The organism is Microcoleus sp. N3A4, assembly GCF_036701805.1.
In the GTDB taxonomy this organism is placed as follows: Bacteria; Cyanobacteriota; Cyanobacteriia; order Cyanobacteriales; family Microcoleaceae; genus Microcoleus.
This window is the reverse complement of the sequence record NZ_JAUBRJ010000013.1, coordinates 1-22,556: the sequence shown is the minus strand read 5'-3', so window position 1 is coordinate 22,556 and position 22,556 is coordinate 1. Positions and strand designations below refer to the sequence as shown.

Below are 22,556 nucleotides of genomic sequence, written 5' to 3'. Positions count from 1 at the left end.
GGCCTCCTATCTCCAATTTCTAGCTTGGCTGCAAAAGTGAGATGCTCCCAATACCGTTTCCCTACATAATGATTATTTTGGGGTAGGGAAACGGCATTGCCGTGTCCTCCGTTGCCTTACTGCCAAACAAACACTTTCGCTTCGTATTCCGGCAAGTCAATTATAATATTGTCATCGCCAGATTCCACATCATAATTGCCCGTCCATTCGTGCCAAGTTCCGTTTGCCGGGAAGTGGGGAACGCTGTAACCAGCTAGATAATTTTCCGACCAATTCACCACTACTACAACTCTCGAACCTTCATCGTTCCAGCGAGTGTAAGCAAAAACTTTCGAGTCGGGGTCTTCGTGGAAAAACTCGATGTTTTCTGTGTAAAGTGCTTGGTTATTTTTACGCAGGTGAATCAAGCCTTTGTAGTATTCCCACAAACCTTTATTCATGTCATTTCCTAGCAGCGTCCAGTCAATTTTAGATTGCTCGATTGTTTTGGCTTTGTATTCGCCAAATTCTTCGCCCATCCAAATCAGCGGCACGCCAACTGCTGTCATTAACAGCACGGTTCCCAACTTAGCCCGTTTGAATGCGGCTTCATCCAAAATCCCGCGCGAACCCAATTCGGCAAAAACGCGATCGTGGTCGTGATTGCTCAGATAATTGACTACATTCGTAGCACCCAAAAAACCTTGCCGCTTGCAGTCAATCACATCTTTTAGCTGTTCTAAATCAAAATTGTCGCCGCAGAGTTGTGGAATTATGGAGTGATAGAAACTGTCGTGCCAGCAGCCGTCCATCGGCCCGTCTAGATTGGTGATGCTGGGCTCGTCGGGAATGTATTCGGCAACGGTATAAAACGGTTTGGGGCCGGCGACATTTTTGGCTTCTTGAACTATCCAGTGCATGAAATCGTAGTTAGCAATTTGTCGCGCCGCGTCGAAACGAATGCCGTCGAGATGATATTCTTGAACCCAATAGCGAACTGTATCGCCAATAAATTTGCGCGCCGGGTAAGTTCCTAAGTTTTCGTCGTAGAATTCGTAGTTAAATTCCGGGCCCCAATTGTTGTCGGGATCGCGCGGTTCGTGGTGATACCAATAATCGTGATCGATTTGAGTGAGGGGGCTCGATGATTCCGAGTGGTTGTAAATCCCGTCGATGATGACGCGAATGCCGCGCCCGTGACACTCGTCTATCAGGTTTTTGAGTTCTTCTGTGGTTCCGTAGCTGGACTCGGTAGCGAAGAAGTAGCGGGGGTTGTAGCCCCAACTGTAGTCGCCCGGGTATTCTTTGAGGGGCATGAGTTCGATCGCGTTAACGCCGAGTTCGACTAGGTAATCGAGTTTTTCGACGACGTGTTCGTACTTGCCGCGGGCCAGGGGGTCTGCTTCGCCGCCGGAAAAGTCGGCAACGTGCATTTCGTAAATCACTAATTCCCGATCGGCCGGCAGCGGTTTGTCGTCGTGTTTCCAGACGTAGGTATCGACAATGCGCGACCCCTCTTCGATCCGAACAAGACCGTTTTGAGTGGGATCGTCGATGTCAGTCGCGTAGGGATCGACCACATCTACCCACCGATCTGCTTCCAGAAACCAGCTTTTCGACTTAACGCGGAATTTGTATTGATAAACGCCATCCTCCAACTCAACTCGCGTGCGAAAATAACCTTCTTCGTCCTTTTCCATCGGGATCTCTTCCCAATTAGAAAAAGATCCAATCAAGGCAGCTCCTTTGTTGTAAGGAGCAAATAACTTAAATTCAATTGGAGCTGCCATAATACCTCTTTCTAAAATATTTCAGTAGCAGTTGATACTTTTAATTTCGCAAATTTAAGCGAACTCAGGCATCACTCCGCAGATATAATTTTTTTAACGTTTAACTATTCCTAAAAGTCTGGTAATCTTGCCCCTGCCAGTGCATTTTATCAATTGACATCGCGCAATATCGGCAGTGCGATCGGAATTTATCTAACTTGCGATCGCTCACGAATAACTATTAGTAAAATAAGATTTTTTTAGCATCTATCTTAAGGTGGATTTACTTCTAAAAAGATTATTTTAAATATCTGCATTGAGATAGATGCGGACTTAAACTAGAGTATTTTTTTAACAATAAACAATTCGCCGGCTGGCGCGCACCGCGCACCATACATTTTCGCTGGTAAGGTGCGCTAGGCGCACCCTAATTTTAACTTGATTTTACCTGATGATAACGCTTCATCCAACCAAGCCAGAACGCAGGGCAAGAACGGCAGCCTGAGTGCGATCGTCAGCGCACAACTTGTTCAAAATATTGCGGACGTGAGTCTTGACTGTACCGACAGTAATGTAAAGCTTTTCGGCTATTGCAGCATTGCTGTAACCCTGCACGATCAGTTCCAAAACCTCTAATTCCCGCTCGGTTAAAGGGTAAGTTTCAATGATGTGACTGAACTCGGGTTCGGCAGCCTTAATTGTGACTCTTTTGCCCTCAGCCTTCGGTTCTTCCGGCACCGATTCCTTAGTGCGAGCTTGTTTCAGGACGATGCGGGCGATCGCGGGGTCAATCCAAGAGTTACCTTCGTGAGTTACTTTTACTACGTCTAATAACTGATCGAAGCTGATATCTTTCATGCAGTAAGAGTCCGCTCCGGCGGCAAAAGCTGCCAGCACTTCTTCTTCATTGTCCTGAAAAGTCAGAATCAAAATTTTTGTATTCGGATCGGACTCCGCTACCATCGATTTTTTGAACTTTTGTGTCAGTTCAATGCCGTCAAAATCGGGCAAGCCAATGTCTACAATTGCCACGTCAGGTTTTGAAGACTGAAGCAGTTTCAATCCGTCTGTAGCGTTAGCGGCATCGCCGACAACTTCTATGGTGTCACGCTGTTGTAGAGCTGTGCGGATGCCGACTCTTGTCAGATCGTGGTCTTCTATCAAAGCAACGCGAATTTTACTCATCTTTCTTCCAATAGTCCGCTAAACTTTTAAAATATCGTCAACTGACTCAGCTAAACTGAGTAAATTTGAGAATGTGTCCTGATTTAGGGTTTGACAACCCGCACATCTTTTTCCAGCATACTCATGCAGTCGCCAAGAAAGCAAGTTAATTTTTAAATTATTTTGCCCAGACGGCCGAGAAAGCCCGATCGAGACAGGTAAGCTCTCAATGTTTTTACAGTTTAACTGAATTATGCCATTGTCCGCCCCTTGATAGAGGTAAAGATACCACTACCGAGATAAGTTTAAACTATAAAAACTTTTGATGCACTTTGGTACGTCAAATCAGTAAAGCTAGCAGCACGAGTCTTGAGTCGGTGTTAGGACTCAACTTGAATGCTTATTTATAATAATAAAACCTGTTATGACTCACTATCCCGGCAATAACTCTTTTCGCCCGGAGTTTTCCGATGCGGAAATACTACACAAAGTATCAGAAATAACCTCCCCCCAACTGCAAGTTGACGCTCGCAAAACTCAGGACGATCGCCTGTGGTTGGCAATTCCTCAGATAGTTTGGAAAGTAAATGCCCGCGGCTGGGCGACTTATTTAGGTCGTAGCTGGGAGGAGTACACGGGGGTACCAGCAGCAGCAGCTTTGGGTTTCGGCTATTTGGCGTGCGTCTACCCAGAAGACCGCCCTCGTCTGTTGGCGAGATCGCACACTTCTGCGAGCCCGCCGCAAAGTTATGAAATAGAATTTCGTCTCAGGACGCGAGAGGGCACTTACCGCTGGAACCTAGCCAGAGGAGCGCCCGCTAACCCAGACAGTCAGGAAATTTTGGAGTGGGTGGGAACCTACATAGATATGGACGCGATCGAACAAACTCAAGCCGGGGCCCAAGCAGAACCAGAATTTTGGCGCCAGGAAGCGCGCTTGAAAGCTAACTTCAGAGCAAAAAATTTGTGCGAAGTCAGGACGGTAATGGACGCAGGGAAGGATTTGCAGGCGATCGAGCGGTTTACAAATATATTGAGCCAGCGCGCGGGTAATTTGTGCCAATTGTTGCAAGCCATCGCGGACGCGACTGTGGAGGCGATCGCCGGAGCTGAATTTTGCCTGGTTGCCATTCCCGAGTGCGATTGCAGAGCCCTCAAACTCAGCGCTGTCGGGGGCGCGGAAAACTTTGCTGCGGGAAAAACCCCGCACGTCCAAGACAAGCTGCTGTTGACAGCATTTGCGACGGGAGAATCTCAACTTTTGCAGTCTGAGTCCGGTGGCTCGGTGCCGGCGGCGGCCTGTGCAGCGCCGATCGAGTCGGGGGAAAGCGGGCGTTTGGGCGTTTTGGCGATCGGCAACGAGCAAGACAGCACGGCCATTGACGGGGAAACTGTGCAACTGCTGGGGGTGATGGGAAAACAAGCTGCGATCGCGATTAACAGCGTGCGGGCGATCGAAAAATCAAAAAAGCAGGAACAGCTTTTAGAGTTGCAAAACGAGCTGCTAATTCGCCAGCAGGAAGAACTGGAAAATCAGGGGCGGTGCATTCAACAGCAAAAACTGCAACTGCTAGAAGCAGCGAAGTTAAAATCGCAATTTTTGGGCACCATGTCTCACGAATTGCGAACTCCGATGAATGCGATTATCGGCTTTTCCCAAGTGCTGCTGCGCCAGCACAAAGAACTGCTGACCGCCCAGCAGACAGACAGTGTGGGGCGCATTTTAGATAACGGCAAAAACCTGCTAGTGCTGATTAACGATATCCTCGACCTTGCCAAAATTGAGAGCGGCCGCACAGAATTAGAAATTGAACAATTTGATTTAGCGCATTTAGTAATCGATGTTGCCCTGGAATTTGGAAATCAAGCCACCGACAAGAATGTGGCAATGTCCGTCAGCGTGTGCTTGCAGAATCAGTTTATAGTTAATGACAAGTTGCGCCTGCGGCAAGTTTTGGTCAATCTCGTTTCCAACGCGGTTAAATTCACGCATCAGGGCAGCATTTGCATTGAGGTGCGGGAATTAAATCGCGATCGGCTAATTATCATTCTTCAGGATACAGGAATCGGCATCTGTGAAACCGAGCTGCCCCACATTTTCGACAAATTCCGCCAAGCCGACCAAAGCACAACCCGCAAATATCCAGGCACTGGTTTAGGACTAGCTATTACTGCCTGTTTAGTCGAGATGATGAACGCCACAATTACGGTCGAAAGTCAACTAGAAAAAGGTTCGATTTTTCGGCTCGAAATTCCGCGCAATGTTAACTAGAAAAAACTCTAGAAGGAAGAAGAACAGTCCAGGACGCAACTGTCATATATAGTAAGGTGCGTCAGCTCTCGAAATCCTCGATAATCATTTGAGAACTTAGCCTGACGCACCCTACGAGTCCATTGGATTGTGACACTTGCGTCCTGGACTGAAGGAAGAAGGAAAAAAGAAGAATAGTGCGCGATCGCACTGCTGGTCACTTCATATCATCTTCCCCTCGAACAACCACAATAAAATAGGTTCGCAGTGATAACTTTAGTTCTCACTACGAACACTATACATATAGCGGTTCTCAGAAAGATGAGGTACGTAGTTGGGCTTGGGCCCTCAAGCGTCTGGGTGGTTATGTAAGCTGTCAGTCATACCTCATCTTTTTGAGAAAGGCTATAAGTCTGCGGAGGACGTTCGGCGATCGCTTAGTCGAGCCGCAGACGAGATTTTGACTCTCGATAAGTTTCAAGAACTAATACTAAGTCTCAAAACTCATGCAACAGCATCCTCCGGGTGCGTCGCCACCCGTAAATCTTAAAGAATGTCCACAATCTTTGAGCGACGCACCCGGAGCTCAGGTGAGCGCAAACAAACCCACACTCATCATTGTTGCTTTCTGGAGGCGAGAATTGGTATAACTCTTATCTTCGTTTGACTCTCTGCAGCGGTTTTAACCGCCGAGTCTTATCTAAAGACTAGCAGTTTTCCCTACTTGAGCCTGAGTATCAATTGGTTTAACATTTGTGTAGCCCATATTATTAGCTACGTCGCGCAGCACCGAAATTTGCTGTTCAAAATCAAGACCTTCAATTTTACCCAACACGCCATTGACAGCCTCAGTTGCTTCATATCCCTCGGGGATATCGACAATTTTTTCCCCCATACCAATAGCCCAAGCATACCAAACCAGCAACTGATTGTTAGCTGTTAAAGCTCCGTAAGCGTGAGAATACGGCGTGTCGTCGCGGTTGACAATACCTCGCATTATATTCAGTTGTTCGTCATGGGAAAGCTTGTAAAAATCATCGAGCAGCACGGGAGCTAATTCTGGTTCTGCCGCGGCGGGAGCGGCAGGTGTAATTGAATCTCCCATTTTTTCATAAACAAAGTAGAGCAGCGCCAGTTTTTCGTCTGTACCCAACCCGTTGATTGTCTGAACTATGTTTTGAGTGTCGTTGGAAAGAGAGTGAGGATTGGTCGCGGCGGGTGAGTTCATAAATCAAATTCCTTAAAAATGCTTACAGAATATATAAATATCAAGATTTGTAAGTCCAAGTCACCCTCCCCGAGAGGTAATACGATTTTAGATTTTAAATTTTATATTTTAGATTAAACAATAGAGAATGACTGATGATGTATGGGTTTGGAGCTTGCATTTAGTTGCCTAATTTTTGCAAACAGGTCTAATGTTGAGCGGTCATACTAAAATAAATCATCCTTGAGATAGAAGCTCGCGATACATCTGCGGATAGATTAAAAAGCAACGTAATTGAGTCACAGTAAATACATTGAAGTGTAAAAAAAAATAGAAAGGAGTCGGCTATGTCTGAAAAAAATACAGAATCAAATAACTCTCAAACATTTGACGCTCAGCAAATAACTGAAAACGTGGAAGCTGGAGAACAAAAGTTGCCGACGGTTAATGTATCCGCAGACTACGAAGCTTCAAAAGAATTTAGTGTTAGTGAAATCGATCGCACTGGTGCTGGCGCCAAAGCTGCCGCCGCTGCAACTGCACCTAAATTTGATATTCCCGCTCCTAAAGAGATCGCAAAGCCGGCAGATTCAAGCGGCAAGTCAGATGATTTTAGTTCGATGGCTCAGGAAATTAACCCCGCAGGTACACCGGACAATGTTACCGACGATTTGATCGACAAAGCGATCGATCGTGGTACTCCCGGCAGTTAATTGAGCAATTCTCCATCCTCGATGCACAACCTCTATATTGTAGGGTGCTGATGGCGCGCCTTACTCCTATAATTCGCGCGTCAAACCACTTTTTGGCATTAGTCCTGAATTCTCAATAGAGTGCAAGATAAGCTGCAATATAGTAGGGACACAACAATGTTGTGTCCCTAAAGAATTAATTTTAAATCTCGCTAATCGCCTAATTTTAAGTCGATCGCCCGACAAATTTTGCCTACAGTGCGATCGCCCAAAATTTCAATTACTAAATCCACCCCATCGCCCCCCTCAACCATCGATTTAATAAATAACTCGGGATGCAGCGCTTTCCAGAAATATTCGACAAACCGATTAATTTCGGCCTCTGACATTCCCGACTTACCCGCCGCCATCATTTCCCGTTCCGCCTGATTGCGCCACACTTGAGAAATGCGATAATCTTGGGGATACAAAACCATCAACCGATCTAATCGTTTCCACAGCGGCAAATAGTCGTGCAGTTTCGCATTCATATCGCGCGCAAACTGACAGTCGGCTGGAGTAAAAATCGGAAACGGCGCACCCGCCAAAAACTCGTTCAATTTGGCATCAATCACCGGATTCACGCCGACAAACCAACCTTCAAAAAGTACAATATCTGCACCGGAAATTATTTCTGATTGAGTTCTATCTCCTGCACCTCCCCAGGCAGATTTGTCAAACCTGGGAATTTCTATATTTTTAATTATATTCGCTTTGAGAACATCAGATTTTGGATGGTCAACTGCTGCTAATTCGCGAGTTTGAGAACCGCGCAACTTGTCTAAAACTGCTATTCCTAAGTCAACATCGTGAGTGCCCGGGGGGCCGCGCCAAATTAAACGCGGGTCTGCTTTTTGGAGTTGTTGGCGATCGGCATAAGTCTTATAAAAATCGTCTAAAGAAAGGCTGACAGTAGAATATCCCAATTTCCCTAGAATCAGCCTCAAAACTTGGGCTAAAGTAGTTTTTCCCGTTCCTTGCCCTCCTAAAATCCCTTGAATTAGAGGACGGTTTAAACTTTGTTTTGCAGTCGATAATTGCATTGCCAGGGGCAGCCAAAGATTCCACAAAGTTTCGAGAAAAGCAGTTGACTTGAGGGGGAAAGTATGCAGTTCGCCAACAATAGAAAAGAATAAATCTGTTTTGCAGCGGACAACATCGGCTACAGTGTCAGGAGTAATGCCAAAAGCGCGCGTTAGCGAAGCCCTCGAAGAGGATCGCACATCATCGGCAAGTTCGCAAAAGGCAAGGTGATCGAAGTCGGGAGCGATCGGGCGAGCGCCCGCTTGCCACCGGTGTAAAATTTCAACAGGGGTTACAGTCGATCGATCCATATTCTCAACACTCTCTATGCGGGGGCGGGTTTTGTCCAAATACTATCTGCAACCGACACATATTTGACCCTAAACCCGCCGCTACAAGCCCCTACAATCCCCTACAAGCGACTAATAACTAAGGACTAACTACCACTTCAGCAAATTAAATTCTTCCATGTCTACGGTATTGCGGTTGCGGTAAATCGTCAAAACAATCGCCAAACCCACCGCTGCTTCAGCAGCCGCTACCGTAACTACAAACACGGTAAATACTTGACCTTTAATCTGTACGGGGTCAAGATAGTTAGAAAAACCCATCAGGTTGAGATTGACTGCATTTAGCATCAACTCGATCGACATCAACACTCGCACTGCATTTCGGCTGGTAATTAAACCGTAAATGCCAATACAGAAAAGTGCAGCAGCTAATAACAGGAAATACTGGAGTTGCAGTTGCATAAATTTTTTGAGTTTCTCTCAGTCAAAATTACTACAAAACAGGCAGATAGAGGAATTGCGAACAGAAACCAGGTTTTTCGCCGGAGGTGCACACTGCGAACCCTACTGTTACTGCTGTTACTTAGTTTCTGGTGAAGAAACATCACCCGCAGAAACCAATTCGCGCGGCCGTTCCGGCAAACTAAAAGCTGGTGTTTCTGATACCTTGTTTGACAGTTCATCCGAAAAGAAATCGCGGCGCGCCAAGACAATTGCTCCTACCATTGCCATCAACAAAAACACTGATGCTAACTCGAAAGGCAACAAAAAGTCGGTGAAGAAATGTTTGGCGATCGTCACGATCGAACTTTCTGCAGGTGCTCCCGTCGTCGCTACAATAGCCCAAGGAGTAGACACCACCATCGTACCCAAAAGCGCAAATAAACCAGCACAAACCAGTGCAGTTGCTACTTGACGCACCCAAGCGTTGGGAATTGTGCGGAAGTCTTCTCGCTTGTTTACTAGCATGATGGCAAACAAAATCAAGACGTTAACAGCACCAACATAAATCAACACCTGCGCTGCTGCTACAAAATCGGCATTCAGCAACAGGTACAAACCGGCAATGCTGGTAAATACGCCGCACAGCAAAAATGCTGAGTAAACGATATTGGAGAACAGCACTACTCCTAATGCCCCTCCAATCATCATTAGGGACAGTATGCCAAATGAAACAATTTGAACGCCTTCGGCTAGATTCACAATTTTTAATCCTTTGGTAATTGGTAATTGGGAATTGGTAATGGGGCATGGGGACATTGGGCATTGGGTATTGGGCATTTGTTAGTAGTTATTTGTTATTAGAAAAACTACTAACAAGTAACCACTAACAAGTAACCACTCACCACTAACTACTAACTAAGCCCCATGCCCCATGTCCCATGCCCCATTACCTACTTTTCGATAATTTCCTCTGGACGGAGACCGGCGCGGCGATCGGTGTAGGAAACTTCATGGGGGTCGATCGCACCTTTCGGCAAATAAGCGAATTCCCGCAGCGGTGTCACCATCGGGTCATCTGTAACCTTGTAGGGCAAACGTCCGAGGGCCACGTTGTCAAAATTCAATTCGTGACGTTCGTAGGCGGCTAACTCGTATTCTTCTGTCATGGACAAACAATTAGTCGGGCAATATTCTACGCAGTTGCCGCAGAAGATACAAACACCGAAATCTATACTGTAGTGCTTGAGCTGTTTCTTCTTAGTTTCTTTGTTAAATTCCCAATCCACCACGGGCAAATTGATCGGACACACCCGAACGCAGACTTCGCAGGAGATGCACTTGTCAAATTCAAAGTGAATTCTGCCCCGGAAACGTTCGGAAGGAATTAGTTTCTCGTAAGGATACTGCACCGTAATCGGTCGGCGTCTCATGTGGTCAAAAGTAACAGATAGCCCTTGACCGATATACTTAGCAGCTTGAAGAGTCTCTTTGGCGTATTCGCCTACTTGATTGAGGAATTTTAACATCGTGTTCTCTCTCTGTACTTGAGTTTTTGGTAATTGCTAATTGATAATAGGTAATTGGTTAACAGCTATTTTTTTTAGCGATCGAACTTCTCAGTTGAGTAAAGTACAGGTGTCAGGTAGGGACACAGCACTGCCGTGTCCCGGAGGCCGTCTGCTGTATTTCATCCGCTTGAAAACTGCTATATTACCCTTTACCTATTATGAATTAACCGCCAAAAGCAAAAGGAAAGGCAAGCTTCAAAGCTGCGGTCAATAGCAAATTAACTAAAGCAACGGGCAGCAAAAACTTCCATCCCAAATCTAGCAATTGGTCGATCCGAACTCGCGGCAGAGTCCAACGGAGCAGAACTGCCAGAAACAGGAAAAAGTAGGCTTTCAGCAAGGTCATTGTAATGCCCAGCGTGCCGGTAATTACCTGCAACCAAGGAGTTGTTTCGCTCAATCCCAGGGCATTTGTGATAACTCCGACCGGAATCGGGCATTCCCAACCGCCGAGGTACAAAACGGCTACTAGCAGGCAAGAAAGGACGAGGTTAACGTAGGAAGCGATGTAGTATAAGGCAAATTTCATGCCTGTATACTCAGTCTGATATCCTGCTACCAATTCTTCTTCTGCTTCTGGAAGGTCAAAGGGTAAACGTTCGCATTCTGCGAGTGCTGCGATCCAGAAAATCAGGAAACCCGCAGGTTGCCGCCAAACGTTCCAGCCGACAATCCCGTAGCCTGCTTGTTGATGTACGATGTCGATCGTACTGAGGCTGTTGGACATCATCACAACTGCCAATACTGCCAAAGCTAGGGGAATTTCGTAGCTTAGGGATTGAGCAGCGGCTCTGAGTCCTCCGAGGAGGGCGTATTTGTTGTTAGAAGCATAGCCGGACATCAGCAAGCCGATCGGCTGAATGCTAGACAGGGCAATCCACAGAAATATCGCTGTCCCCATATCGGCGATCAGCATATGCTCTCCGAAGGGCACGATTAAGTAGGACAGAAAAACTGGAATCACTACAATGACCGGCCCTAGCGTGAACAGCAGCGCGTCAGCTTTGGCCGGTACAATGTCTTCTTTGAATACCAACTTCAGCCCGTCAGCAACGGGTGCTAGGACTCCCAGAGGGCCGATAAATTCCGGGCCGATCCGCTGTTGAGCCGCCGCAGAAATTTTCCGTTCCAGCCAGACGCTAGTCAGTACCCCAAATACGGCACCGACAATCATCAGCACCATTGGCAGCGGTAGCCAAAGCAGATGGGCGATGTCCGCCGGTAAGCCCAAATTCATCAGGGCTTCTACAAAACTTCCTTGTAAGTCAATTCCTGGGTTCATGTTTCCAGCTTTTGAGCGATCGCATATATTTTTGCACCCATCCTTAGTAGGAATAGGCTTAGAGAGCGGGGTCTTTGTAAAGATTTTTAATGCTTTACCGCCTAATAGTATATCGCCCGACAGGCTCCTAGAACGCACAGACAGGGTGAAGTTCTAATTATATGAGCCCGCAGCTTCGCTAATGGGTCGGTAATTTATGGTTGATGGTTGACTGTTGACTGTTGACTGTTGACTGTTGACTGTTGATTGGTCGATCGATTTTGAGTCAGCAATCAATCACGATTTACGCACTCTCCTGTCTCAAACCTCGAGCCCCCCTAGCCCCCTTAATAAGAGGGGCGGAGAAGAGAGCTCAAAGTCAACCCCTACTCCCCTTTTTAAGGGGGATTTAGAGGGGGATCTAGACTCAGCTATAAGCGAGATATAGCGCAAACAAAAGGGCCCAGATTTAAATCTGGGCCCTTTTAATGCTTTAAAGTGGCTTTCAAATGGTTTAAACCATTGATTTTACGCTACTTTTTTTATGGAACTGGGCAGAATCGAACTGCCGTCCAAAGCGGGTATTTACCTTCCGATCGTTCACAGGTTTATCCCCTCTAATCCTCGGGGCGGGAACCATCTTTATCCCAAATGGGGGGATTTTCTAGTGATTGCTTTCCTAGCTAGCCGACTAGAAACGTTTAGCTAGGGCATCCGTTGGGGGTTGTTATGCTACCGTTAACGGAGTGAGGTGGCATACACTCTAAACCGTGCTCAAGAAGTTTTTTAGGCTACAGCGACGGCTTTGCGAGCGAAAGGAACGATGTTGTTCGCATTTACTTTTTTGTTTGAGCCGGTATTTGCGAGAGGAGACTCACTCTCGACCTGCATCACGGAGCAGCTTTCGCCACCCTGTCGAAACCATTACAGCCCCTCGTGTGTTCTGTAATTATAGACAATATTTTGTGTTGCGTCAACTAGATTTTAGATTTTAGATTTTGGATTTTCGATTTTGGCACAAAGCTGAGTCAAGAATATTTACATCTTGCACCATTTTCTTGAACAGGCTTTCGGGCCTGTTCGACAAGAGTTGAGTTTTCCTGTGGGGTGGGCCGAAGAGCCCGCCCAGGTTTATTGACAAGGGTGCAGGATGTCACCGCTGCCAAATTTAATGCAAATTGTCGTCCCAAACGCCTATGTAAATCCGATCGTCAAGTCGATTTTAGATTTTAGATTTTAGATTTTAGATTTTGGATTGGGGATTAAAGAAACCGGGTTTTTTGCGGTTTTTGTCTGCTTTAACGAAGTCTTGGAGCAAAAACCCGGTTTCTGACCACCCGTGCGTAATTCCTAATTAATGCAAGTTGTCGTCCCAGACGCCGATGTAAATCCGATCGCGCTCATTGCGTTCGATCGTTCCTTCGAGCGAACCCTTCCTAAACGTAAACCGATTACTCCGGCGCTGCTGCACGTCGCGCAAGCCCTGCAAAATCTCCCGGTTGGCGCCGCCCAACATCCCGTTTAACGTGGTTTTGACTACCAAATCGTCCACCGACTGGGCAAAAGAACCCTCTGTTTGCACAAGCTTGCCTGAATCGCGATCGTAAATGTAGCCGAGAGTAATCCGGTTCGGCAGCACTTCGTAAAGTGCGGTGCGAGTATTCGGCCAATAACCCCGGGCTTGAGAGTCAGTCGGTTCTCCCAATTGGGATAAAATCTGACTTTCCGGCGTACCAACGGCAAACCCAGGGATTGTGGGAGTCTTCTGATAATTGGTTCCCGGTTGTTCGGGGCTGGGTGCGGGCGATCGATCTGGCGGGAACTCTTTGTCAACAAGTTTTTCTGTTGGTGTGGGTTCGGCAGCCTCGGGTGTTGGCGCTGGTGTTGGCGCTGGCGCTGGTGTTGGCGCTGGTGTTGGCGCTGGTGTTGGTGTTGGAGTTTCAGCAGCAGGCGCTGGAGTTTCAGCAGCAGGCGCTGGAGTTTCAGCAGCAGCAGGCGGCGGAGTTTCTCTGGGAGTCGGGGCTGGCGTTGGTGTCGGCGCGGGAATTGGTGTGGGGTTTGAGCGCGCGTCTGGATCTGCGGGGGTCGAAGTGCGATCGTCCTGGGCCACCGGTGCGGGTTCCGAAGACGGCCGGTTGAGGAAAACCCTAGCAATACCGATAAAACCTGCAACAATAAGTGCGATCGCCACCAACCCCAAAATCCACCAAACCTTGCGGTTTCCTCCCCCAGAAGACACCACAGCAGGCGCAGTTCTCGACGAACCCGCAGGCGACTGAGGCCCGTGTCCCGGAATCACCGCCACCGTCGGCCCGGTGCTCGGCGACGCTGCACCAAGAGGCTGCCCGTGCAGCAGCGACAGCCACTCATCCACGCTAGCAGGGCGATTTTGAGCTTCTACCGTCATCCCCCGCATCACCGCTTGGCTGACAGCCGCACTTAGCTGAGGCTGCAAGTCGCGGGGTGAAGGCATCGGTTGGCTGGTACGCAAAATTGCAGCCACCGGCACTTGTCCTGTGAGCAAAGTATAAAGCGTCGCCGCCAGACCGTAAACATCTGTTGCGGGCGTATATTTTCCTTGGGCAAAATACTGTTCTGGGGGTGCATAGCCGTCGGACACCATATTAGTGTGAGATTGAGTTGCACCCAGAGTAAACTCGCGGGCAATGCCAAAATCGATCAGCACAACTTCTTGGGTGTTTTGGCGCAGCAGAATGTTTTGCGGCTTGATATCTCGGTGCAGCAAACCCTTTTGATGAACAACTTTTAAAGCAGCGCCAATTTGAGTTATGTAGAGAATAGCGAGTTCTTCTGGCAGCGGCCGATTTGGGAGTACGACATCGCCCAAATTCTGACCTGCTATGTAGTCCATCACCATGTAAGGCTGCCCGTCTTCCACAAAGAAATCGCTGACGCGGACAATATTGGGATGGACGCAGGAAGCCAACCGCCTCGCTTCGTCTTGAAACTTGCGATCGAACTCAGCAAAATTGGGTTGCTGGCGCAGAGATTCGTTGAGAGTTTTAATGACTACAGGCTGTCCTAAATAGCGGTGATTTGCCCTGAAAGTAATCCCAAAGCCGCCGCGTCCCAGTTCTTGTTCGAGGGTGTACTTTCCACCCTGTAAAGTTTTGCCGATTAGCGCATCCATATGTCCAGGCGATCGCGTACCAGATAATATCGCTGATTATGGCACGTATGGTCGGCCTAGTTACCAGTCTCAAGGGCGATCGCAATCCTCGATCGGCGTTGCCATTCCTTCCCGAATCGATTCGCGCATCCCCGGCACTGATAGAAGATACAGTGTCTCCTGCACAGATGCCCAGTCAGATTCAGATAATAACACTGCATTGCTAGTCTGTCCTGCAATAACGATCGGTTGGTGCGACTCACTCACCGAATCGATCAACTGCTGCAAATGCTGTTGAGCTTCTTTGATTGGGATCATAATTTTCCACTTGTCTAAATACACTTTTCTAATTGATATTGGCTGGCTGTAGACACTGCTACAACTGTCCCAGAAACTTGTCGTACTCTGCGTGTGAACCAACCCAAAACCAGATTACAGTGTCTCCATCCAACTGACCAACTGCTCGATAGTTTTTGCTAAGTTTACATATAGAGATATAGGCGATGATATGGAAGATTGGAGTATTGGTGGAGACGGACTTCTGCGTCAAGGAGGTAACTTAGTAACGGTGGGGAATGGAATTCCCGTGCGGATGCAGCAATTAGATTTTTGATATTGAATGGCTACAAAAAATTGAGCAAAAAGGAGAGTCAATTTATATGCAGGAATCTTTGCTAGATATGGTAACTGTTCCCGAAGGAGAATTTCTAATGGGAGCTTGTTTAGAAGATAATGAAGCCGAGACTAGGGAAGCACCATTAAGACAAATTTGGTTGTCAACTTTTGCCATTCAGAAAACACCAATAACCGTAAATTTATGGCAGGACTTTCTAAACAAAACGGGCTATGACTGGTTTTTCCACAATGAAGTTGCCCAGAGATCGCCTAGCAAGCAGCATCCAATTACTTGCGTATCTTGGCATGACTGCTGCGCGTTTGCACGGTGGTTGCAAGATTCTTTGGGAGAAAACTATGCTTTGCCAACTGAGGCACAGTGGGAAAAAGCCTGCCGAGGGACAGAGGGACAGTTATACCCTTGGGGAAGCGAGGAGCCTGAAGAGTACGACATCCTTCCTCCACCCCCTGAAACTACACTGCCTGTAGGAACTCGTCAAGATCGGCAAAGTCCTTATGCTTGTTTGGATATGTGGCAAAACGTATCTGAGTGGTGTTTGGATTGGTATGACGAAGAGCTATACGATCATGAAGATGGTGAATATTATCAAACCGACCCAAATGTTACAAAAAATCCTGCTGGTCCAGCAACAGGGAGATGCAAAGTTTTTCGAGGCGGACAAATGATGTGGCAACAAGGCTGGCCGAGATGTAGTTATCGAACCTACCAATACCCTGATTACAGGGCTTTATCATTAGGTTTTAGAGTAGCCATCAACTTTTGAAAACTTAGACGGCAAAAGCGATAACTTTATGAATAAAGAAGTACGAACGCCTTAACGCTTGGGACGGTTTTAGCAACTTAATGGTAGTCCGAGGTTTAGGTAAACCGACAGACAACGAACCAGGAATGGAAAACTGGTTAGTTTACGTTGACACTAACCGCGACGGCATCCGAAATACCAACGAACCCTTCACTTACAGCGACGCCAGTGGCAACTATTCCTTCACCCTCGCCCCCGGAAACTAGCACATAGTCTCTCAATTACAACCCGGATGGACTCAAACGAATCCAACCAACCCCATTTATCAAGAAGTAACAGTCACCGCTAACAATACAAAGTTTGGAGTAGATTTTGCAGCCACAAATTCCCAACTAGCAGGCCCCAATATTGACCCCGAATTTACCAGTACGCCGCCAACAACAGTCAAAGCAGGAGAAAGATTAAGCTGTTCGACATTTAAACTGCACTATTTGTGGTCTATATCCCATACTGTAAGGGGTTCAGGCAAGAAATTTAAATGACTAACAGCTTAGTCTACAGAACAACTGCAACTTGCTAATTCGGGCAGAATGGCTACCACACTTTTACAATTAAAATGGCATCCTATCCATTATCCATTGTTTCAGGCAAGTTGAGGGTAGGTCGAACAAATGGCAGGCTAATTATCATCATTAATAACTACGAAGGTTCAATCATCAAGGTTGGCAAATGTCGGTGCTAAGGCCAGTGAAAGCCGAGCTTGCCAATCCTTTGCCTCCCCTTCAACCCCAGGATACTCTAGCTTGAAGTTGTCCCAATCTAGATATGCTGAACATTGTGATTCTGTCCAAGGAAATCCCGATTTCCAGGAAAATCCTGGTTTTGTAGCCTGATTCTTCCAATCTTCACTTGACTGAAGAACTTGATAAAGAATCTCAAAGGACAATGAAGTTTGCTCCGCTAAGAGTGTTGCATCATACAAATCTTTGCCTTGTGGATACATATCGGTTTCTAACCACAGCAATTTCCATGCCAATGACAGTTCTTTAGAAGCTGCCCACACTAACCTATTTTCACCAATTGACGAAGGGATATAGACCTCAATTGGAGCGCACAATAGTTCTTCATTAAAAACCACATCCATATGCAAATCTCCTGAAGGAAAACCGTCTGCTTTCCAAGGAAAAATAATGCGCCTACCTGATGCGCGTTCATAAGTCCAAATCTCTGTTATGGAGATTTTGTCAACGTCAATAATCGCATTACCTACATGAGGACGATCTGAAACTATCTGAATTAATCCATTGAACAATTCTCTAGATAAAGGGGAATTGACGCTAATATCGTGAGGTCTAAAAACCCAGTCTATATCACCGGGTTCTCTCGCCACATCTCCTAACCATGCTTTCAGTAATAAACTACCTCGTAAGACAAGGCGATCTTTCCAGATTGAACAACTAATAATTTGCAGCAGATAATCCATCACTTGCCGACGCATATTCAGCCATTGAGTTCTAATTTCTGGATCTTCAAATATTGGATCTCCCAGACGAAATGCTCCCCGAAGATGCTTCTGGGGAATTAGTGCAGGCTCAAAAACTGTTGGGCGTTCAATTTTCTGACCTTGTTCTGAAATAATGATGTATGTCTTCGGATCGTATTTCATTAATATTCCTTTATATTATGCTTGATAGTTATTAATGTGAAATTGGTAAATCTTTCCTTATTATACATCCTATCATAGGATTTTATATTCTGCGTGATAATTATCCCTGTGAAATTGCTGATTCTTTCCCTATTATTCGGGCTATCCTCGGCTTTTATATTCTGCGTGATAATTATCCCTGTGAAATTGCTGATTCTTTCCCTTTAATCCAACCTGAATCAAGGTCAAGATTACTATCATAGACAACAAATTCTGCTTCGAGATCGATCGCTAAATATCTCAAACTAGCGATCGCTTTTAAGAGAGTTTGAAGTTTTTGTTGAGCTTCAACACGACCAACGGAGATACAACGCTGAGTGACAAATCGCTCGTAATATTGGTCGCTCCGAGTCTGGAAAAGATTACGAGAGAGATAAGCAGAATGTCTTTCGGCCAGGTCAATCAGAGGCCGAATATCAGCAGAAGGTTCAAGCAACAGTTTGATATGATGCTCAAAGTAGCGATCGCCTGGATGGTTTAGTGCTTCGGCATTAGACTGCGGAACACTCTGGTTCCACTGTGGCACCTCAATTTTGATGCGTGTCACCGTGAAGCCTTCAGCATTTAGAGATTGGCTTGAATCAAATGCCGTCTTTAACTCGTTTGTCAGGCTACCTCGCCCATGCCGCGTCAACATTAGTTGAGATACAGTAACCCCACGGTCTAGAACTATATGGAGAAGTTTTAGACCATGATTAATGCCCCATTGTTCAAGCGCCTCTACTCTGTCCAAGTCTTTGAGGGAAACGGTAATGTGAGTTTCAAATTTTCCAGTGAATTCCATGAATTCTTCCTAACAGGTCTGCTCACCACAGCCGCAATACAATCCACTATCGAAATGCTGTTCTCGGAACCCTGGCGAGTTGGTAAGCGCCCCGACTATCCAACAGTTGATATTGATTTGGCTGCAATCCTAATTGCACAAATTTCTCTGGATATCCCAGCAACAAAATAGAGGGAGAAGTTGAGTTTTTAGATTCCTTAAGGTAGTCGATCGCCTTTGTGAGAGCTCGGTAGTAAGTCACCGGCCCTTGGGTATAAAAAACCAGACTTGGTTTCCAGAAACCAACCATAATAAACTCTTCCCCTGGCAGTTTTTGTTGCACCGCAACCTGCGCTAACTGTCTCAGAGGTAACTGGCGGTTGATATCGACCACTTTGTAGGCGGGAGTAAGACCAAAGATGATAAATGCTACTAAGCCGATGAGGTTAGCAACCAAAATCCAGCGCTGTTGCCGCTTCCAGAGTAAAAGTGCGATCGCCACCGCTGTAGTTATCCAAATCGCACCGCCGACAATCAGCAATCCCGACTGCTGAATTGCTTGGGGAAAATTTGGCATTGCCGGGTCATCTCCCAGCCAGTTGTAGCAGTAGAAAGTTGCTCCGGCTACAATTAATAAAAATACGACATTGAAAATGTATGTAACTAACAGTCCTCGCGGTAAAGAATTTGATTTTTTTTCTAACTTTATCCGCCTGTTATCGGGTTCGTTACCTGCAATAATATCGCTCCACAGCAGCGTTACCAAAATCGCAGCGGCGGGGATTAAAGGCAATACATAACTCGGCAATTTGGTAACGGCGATCGTAAAAAAGCCAAAGATGCAGCCGAACCAAAATAGGGCAAATAAACTCAACTGAGCCGATCGCGGTTGACGGCGCCAGTAACTGCGCTGCCAAAAACGGGTGCGGGCGATCGCCACGGGCAAATAAATCGACCAAGGTGCAAAACCAACTAGCACTACAAAAAAGTAAAAATACCAAGGCGCCGAGTGCTTGTTGACTACTTCAGTAAAACGCTGGAAATTGTGATAGCCAAAAAAGCTGTCAATATAAGTTTGACCGTTGGCTAAAATAACCAAAATGTACCAAGGCAGGGCGATCGCCAGAATAATCAAGATTCCAGACACCGGACGCATTTCGCGCCAAAGTTGCCGAAAATTTCCCAAATAAAGCCCGAAACCGCCCACAATCAGCGCTGGAATGACAATTCCCACAGGCCCCTTAGCCAGAATTGCTAAGGCAATTAGTACGTAACAAGTCAGATACCACTTATTGGGAAATACCGATGCAGAAACTGTGGAAAATTCTGCTTTTTCTCTCTTTTCTTCTAAGGTGTAACCGAGGAAAAATGCGAGCAGTGCCGAACACATACAGGCGACTAATAGCATATCTGAAACACCAGTCCGTCCCCAGGCAATAGTTTGAGGATTTAAAGCTATTAGGGCAGCACCAATCCAAGGAGTAGAAAGAAAAATAGGAATACTAGGAGAGGGGGAGAGTGGGAGAGTGGGAGAGTGGGAGAGCGAGGGAGGAAACACAGTTGCATTCATCCGTGTATCCGTGTCCGAATCCGTGTCGTGCCCTTCTTCCTTCTTCCTTCTTCCTTCTTCCTTCGATTTCGATAGGGTATAGAATCCGAGGCAAGTCAGACCGATCGCGCACAAGGCCGAGGGAAGACGCACGGCCCATTCGTTAACACCCAGAGTGCGGTAAGCCACCGCCATCAGCCAGTAAATCAACGGCGGCTTGTCAAACCTGGTTTCGCCGTTGAAATAAGGAGTGATGAAATCCCCTGTCACGGTCATTTGACGGGCGGCTTCGGCAAACAGCGGTTCGGTTTCGTCAACTAAGCCGATGTTGCCGAGATTCCACAAAAAAGCCACCGAGGCGATCGCGCACAGCCACAACAGCGACAGCAGCTTTGGTGCGAGCGGGCGATTCCTAAACTCTGACAAACTTTTAATAACTTCCTTCACCCAAACTTCCTGCGATTTTAGATTTTAAATTTTAGCTCGCTTAGAGAGTCTACCGAAAGATTCGCATTCTCGAAACTCCCAATTCGATCGAATGCGGTTCAACTGAGATGTTGCACCATTCTCAATAAGGCTTGATGAACAGGCAAGATGCCTGTGAAGCGAGAAAATTTAGTCTTTGTGGAACAGGCCGAAAAGCCTGTTCTTGATAATGGTGCAAGATATCAGGTTCAACCTCACATATCTTGCACCATTCTCAACAAGACCGTATCAACCGGCTTTCTCGACCCAAATCTCGGCACTTGCTGCTAAGCGTTCACGGCTGCAAAATTAATTGCCATTCTCCGGCTGTACTGTTCCAAGCGGGCGAGGCTGTCTCCCCGGCGACGTAAGGCCCCCAGTAGCGGCGAGAACCATCCTGAGCAAAAACCACCAGAATGTCTCCCTGTTTGACTTGTAACTTGCCATCCGGCAGCGATAGCATCAGTCCCTTGTCGCCTCCTTCTCCCGGCGCAAAATCCCAGTGCGCCGGTTTGCCGTAGGATTTCTCGGCTTGCCGTTTCGACAGCAGGGCCACTCGCACTGGGTGTTCGCTGCGGTTGCTGACGCGCAGACTGCCGGTGGCTTTAGTATTTACAGAGATTGAGGAAAGCAATTCCTCCTCTGACTCTGGGGGGGTTGGTATTGAGTCGGGTTTGGGAGCGCTGGCGGTGTCTGCAGAAGCTGTGGCGACTGGGGAAACCGGGGGTGTGGGGGGGAGTGCGGTAGCTTGTGAGGGCCAATCGCTCGATCGATTTGAACCGTTGGAGATAGTGATTTCAAAACGTCCTAGAAACATTCCTGTAATTAGGACGATCGCCACTCCAATTACGCTCTGGTAAATTTTAAGTTTCATAAGTTTTCTGCTTAAAGGATAGACTGCACACCCGCAATTATTCATAACTATCCTTAATGTAGAGCCCGGGGCCGCGGTGCCACAAGATACAGCTACACTTAATTACTTGACTGTTCAGGACTGTAACTCCGCGATCGCTCAATACCATCTTATATGTTAAATTTTAGATTTTAGATGGCGGCCTACTAAGCTAGGCAAAGATTTGGAGTTTGTCTGACGCAGCATTTTTTGACTCATCAGTATAACTTTTAATACCATCAGGACTTACGCACTATAACAGTGTTGCAAGGGTTTAAGATTGCGACGCACAGCGAACCGTGACAGAATTGCGTGTTTGTGTGCGTAAGTCCTGACTATTTTAAAAAAATAATGCAACTCTAGGCAAGATCCAAACCCCGATCGCCATCAGTCATTCCCAATTCTTTCATCTAAAATCTAAAATGATATAACTTCTATGCAGAATACCCGAATTAACAGATTGATTGACGTTGTGGGCGAGCAATTCGGACGCTGGCTGAGCAATCCTTGGCGGCGGATTTCGCTCCTGATAATTAGCCTGCTGTTAGGCAATTTTTTGGGAACAGCTATTTCGACGATCGCCGGACAATCCGCTGATTGGGATATTATCGCGGGCGGGCTGTTGGTGTTGTTGACGGAGTTGGTGAACCGGCTGGTTTACGGTGGGAGGAAGCCTGCGGCACGTTATTTTTGGGTGGAGGTGCTCAACGCTCTGAAAATTGGCCTGACTTACAATTTATTTGTGGAAGCTTTCAAACTTGGCTCTTAAAAAATTTTGAATCACTAGGGGCGGGTTTAGTTAGGAGCTATGCAATTAAGCGAATTTACCATTACAAAACCCACCCTCCCCGCGCTCAGAATATAGACTAATGACGGGAGCATCCCATTTTTGCTTTCAGATCGTGGACGGTTGCATCAGAATAATATAATTGGATAATATAGAGTGCGAGCGTCTCGCTCGCGGCATAGGTCGCGAGCGAGACGCT

20 protein-coding genes and 1 other RNA gene are annotated in these 22,556 nt (G+C 46.7%); 6 read left to right on the top strand and 15 right to left on the bottom strand.

All coding sequences use genetic code 11. The features are described from left to right. Window positions 1-116 precede the first annotated feature (116 nt). Window positions 117-1,769 carry an alpha-amylase family glycosyl hydrolase gene (locus QUA56_RS10115; protein WP_333356608.1) on the bottom strand — a complete coding sequence of 551 codons (1,653 nt, stop codon included), beginning with the start codon at window positions 1,767-1,769 and terminating at the stop codon, window positions 117-119. Window positions 1,770-2,210: 441 nt separating this feature from the next. Continuing rightward, entirely contained in the window at window positions 2,211-2,933 is a 723-nt protein-coding gene (locus QUA56_RS10110; protein ID WP_333356606.1) for a response regulator transcription factor, read from the bottom strand. Between the two features lie 403 nt (window positions 2,934-3,336). Here QUA56_RS10110 and QUA56_RS10105 point away from each other — a divergent pair, with 403 nt between their 5' ends. Together QUA56_RS10105 and QUA56_RS10100 are read left to right on the top strand one after the other, a co-directional pair. Further along, a complete protein-coding gene (locus QUA56_RS10105) occupies window positions 3,337-5,184 on the top strand; it encodes an ATP-binding protein (RefSeq protein ID WP_333356603.1) in 1,848 nt (615 codons plus the stop codon). A 485-nt stretch (window positions 5,185-5,669) separates the two neighbouring features. Beyond that, window positions 5,670-5,813, top strand: coding sequence for a hypothetical protein (locus QUA56_RS10100; protein WP_333356600.1), 144 nt, complete (start codon window positions 5,670-5,672; stop codon window positions 5,811-5,813). A gap of 50 nt (window positions 5,814-5,863) precedes the next feature. On the opposite strand, the gene QUA56_RS10095 is transcribed toward QUA56_RS10100, so the two are convergent. Beyond that, window positions 5,864-6,391, bottom strand: a complete 528-nt coding sequence (locus QUA56_RS10095; RefSeq protein ID WP_333356598.1) for an orange carotenoid protein N-terminal domain-containing protein — start codon at window positions 6,389-6,391, stop codon at window positions 5,864-5,866. A 326-nt stretch (window positions 6,392-6,717) separates the two neighbouring features. Between QUA56_RS10095 and QUA56_RS10090 the strand changes: the two genes are divergently transcribed. Further along, window positions 6,718-7,083 (top strand): hypothetical protein, encoded by a 366-nt coding sequence (locus tag QUA56_RS10090; RefSeq protein ID WP_333356595.1) that lies wholly within the window; start codon window positions 6,718-6,720, stop codon window positions 7,081-7,083. A 191-nt stretch (window positions 7,084-7,274) separates the two neighbouring features. On the opposite strand, the gene QUA56_RS10085 is transcribed toward QUA56_RS10090, so the two are convergent. From QUA56_RS10085 to QUA56_RS10050, 8 genes are all read right to left on the bottom strand, one after another. Then, complete coding sequence (locus tag QUA56_RS10085; RefSeq protein WP_333356828.1) at window positions 7,275-8,435, bottom strand: glycerate kinase; 1,161 nt, start codon at window positions 8,433-8,435, stop codon at window positions 7,275-7,277. Window positions 8,436-8,564: 129 nt separating this feature from the next. Continuing rightward, window positions 8,565-8,870: an NADH-quinone oxidoreductase subunit NuoK gene (gene nuoK, locus QUA56_RS10080; RefSeq protein ID WP_333333126.1), complete on the bottom strand. Its 306-nt coding sequence runs from the start codon at window positions 8,868-8,870 to the stop codon at window positions 8,565-8,567. 123 nt (window positions 8,871-8,993) lie between these two features. Further along, window positions 8,994-9,617, bottom strand: coding sequence for an NADH-quinone oxidoreductase subunit J (locus tag QUA56_RS10075; RefSeq protein WP_333356592.1), 624 nt, complete (start codon window positions 9,615-9,617; stop codon window positions 8,994-8,996). A gap of 191 nt (window positions 9,618-9,808) precedes the next feature. Continuing rightward, the gene (ndhI, locus tag QUA56_RS10070) at window positions 9,809-10,384 is read right to left on the bottom strand and encodes an NAD(P)H-quinone oxidoreductase subunit I (protein WP_333356589.1); all 576 of its coding nucleotides are present in this window, start codon (window positions 10,382-10,384) and stop codon (window positions 9,809-9,811) included. Window positions 10,385-10,589: 205 nt separating this feature from the next. Further along, the gene (gene nuoH / locus QUA56_RS10065) at window positions 10,590-11,708 is read right to left on the bottom strand and encodes an NADH-quinone oxidoreductase subunit NuoH (protein ID WP_333356586.1); all 1,119 of its coding nucleotides are present in this window, start codon (window positions 11,706-11,708) and stop codon (window positions 10,590-10,592) included. A 521-nt stretch (window positions 11,709-12,229) separates the two neighbouring features. Beyond that, window positions 12,230-12,621, bottom strand: a transfer-messenger RNA (tmRNA) gene (ssrA, locus tag QUA56_RS10060). Window positions 12,622-13,041: 420 nt separating this feature from the next. Further along, complete coding sequence (locus QUA56_RS10055; protein ID WP_333356584.1) at window positions 13,042-14,838, bottom strand: serine/threonine-protein kinase; 1,797 nt, start codon at window positions 14,836-14,838, stop codon at window positions 13,042-13,044. Window positions 14,839-14,907: 69 nt separating this feature from the next. Then, complete coding sequence (locus QUA56_RS10050; RefSeq protein ID WP_333356581.1) at window positions 14,908-15,135, bottom strand: type II toxin-antitoxin system Phd/YefM family antitoxin; 228 nt, start codon at window positions 15,133-15,135, stop codon at window positions 14,908-14,910. A gap of 341 nt (window positions 15,136-15,476) precedes the next feature. Here QUA56_RS10050 and QUA56_RS10045 point away from each other — a divergent pair, with 341 nt between their 5' ends. After that, window positions 15,477-16,217, top strand: a complete 741-nt coding sequence (locus QUA56_RS10045; protein ID WP_333356578.1) for a formylglycine-generating enzyme family protein — start codon at window positions 15,477-15,479, stop codon at window positions 16,215-16,217. An 80-nt stretch (window positions 16,218-16,297) separates the two neighbouring features. Beyond that, the gene (locus QUA56_RS10040) at window positions 16,298-16,462 is read left to right on the top strand and encodes a hypothetical protein (protein ID WP_333356575.1); all 165 of its coding nucleotides are present in this window, start codon (window positions 16,298-16,300) and stop codon (window positions 16,460-16,462) included. A 443-nt stretch (window positions 16,463-16,905) separates the two neighbouring features. Here the strand turns inward: QUA56_RS10040 and QUA56_RS10035 are convergent, their stop codons facing one another. From QUA56_RS10035 to QUA56_RS10020, 4 genes are all read right to left on the bottom strand, one after another. After that, window positions 16,906-17,862, bottom strand: coding sequence for a nucleotidyl transferase AbiEii/AbiGii toxin family protein (locus tag QUA56_RS10035; RefSeq protein WP_333356572.1), 957 nt, complete (start codon window positions 17,860-17,862; stop codon window positions 16,906-16,908). A 172-nt stretch (window positions 17,863-18,034) separates the two neighbouring features. Further along, on the bottom strand, window positions 18,035-18,685 hold the full coding sequence (locus tag QUA56_RS10030) for a hypothetical protein (RefSeq protein ID WP_333356569.1): 651 nt from the start codon (window positions 18,683-18,685) through the stop codon (window positions 18,035-18,037). A 46-nt stretch (window positions 18,686-18,731) separates the two neighbouring features. After that, window positions 18,732-20,660, bottom strand: coding sequence for a glycosyltransferase family 39 protein (locus QUA56_RS10025; protein WP_333356567.1), 1,929 nt, complete (start codon window positions 20,658-20,660; stop codon window positions 18,732-18,734). Window positions 20,661-20,973: 313 nt separating this feature from the next. Next, window positions 20,974-21,552, bottom strand: a complete 579-nt coding sequence (locus tag QUA56_RS10020; RefSeq protein ID WP_333356564.1) for a hypothetical protein — start codon at window positions 21,550-21,552, stop codon at window positions 20,974-20,976. A gap of 454 nt (window positions 21,553-22,006) precedes the next feature. On the opposite strand from QUA56_RS10020, the gene QUA56_RS10015 reads away from it, so the two are divergent. Further along, window positions 22,007-22,339: a DUF565 domain-containing protein gene (locus QUA56_RS10015; RefSeq protein WP_333356561.1), complete on the top strand. Its 333-nt coding sequence runs from the start codon at window positions 22,007-22,009 to the stop codon at window positions 22,337-22,339. The last annotated feature ends 217 nt before the right edge of the window (window positions 22,340-22,556 follow it).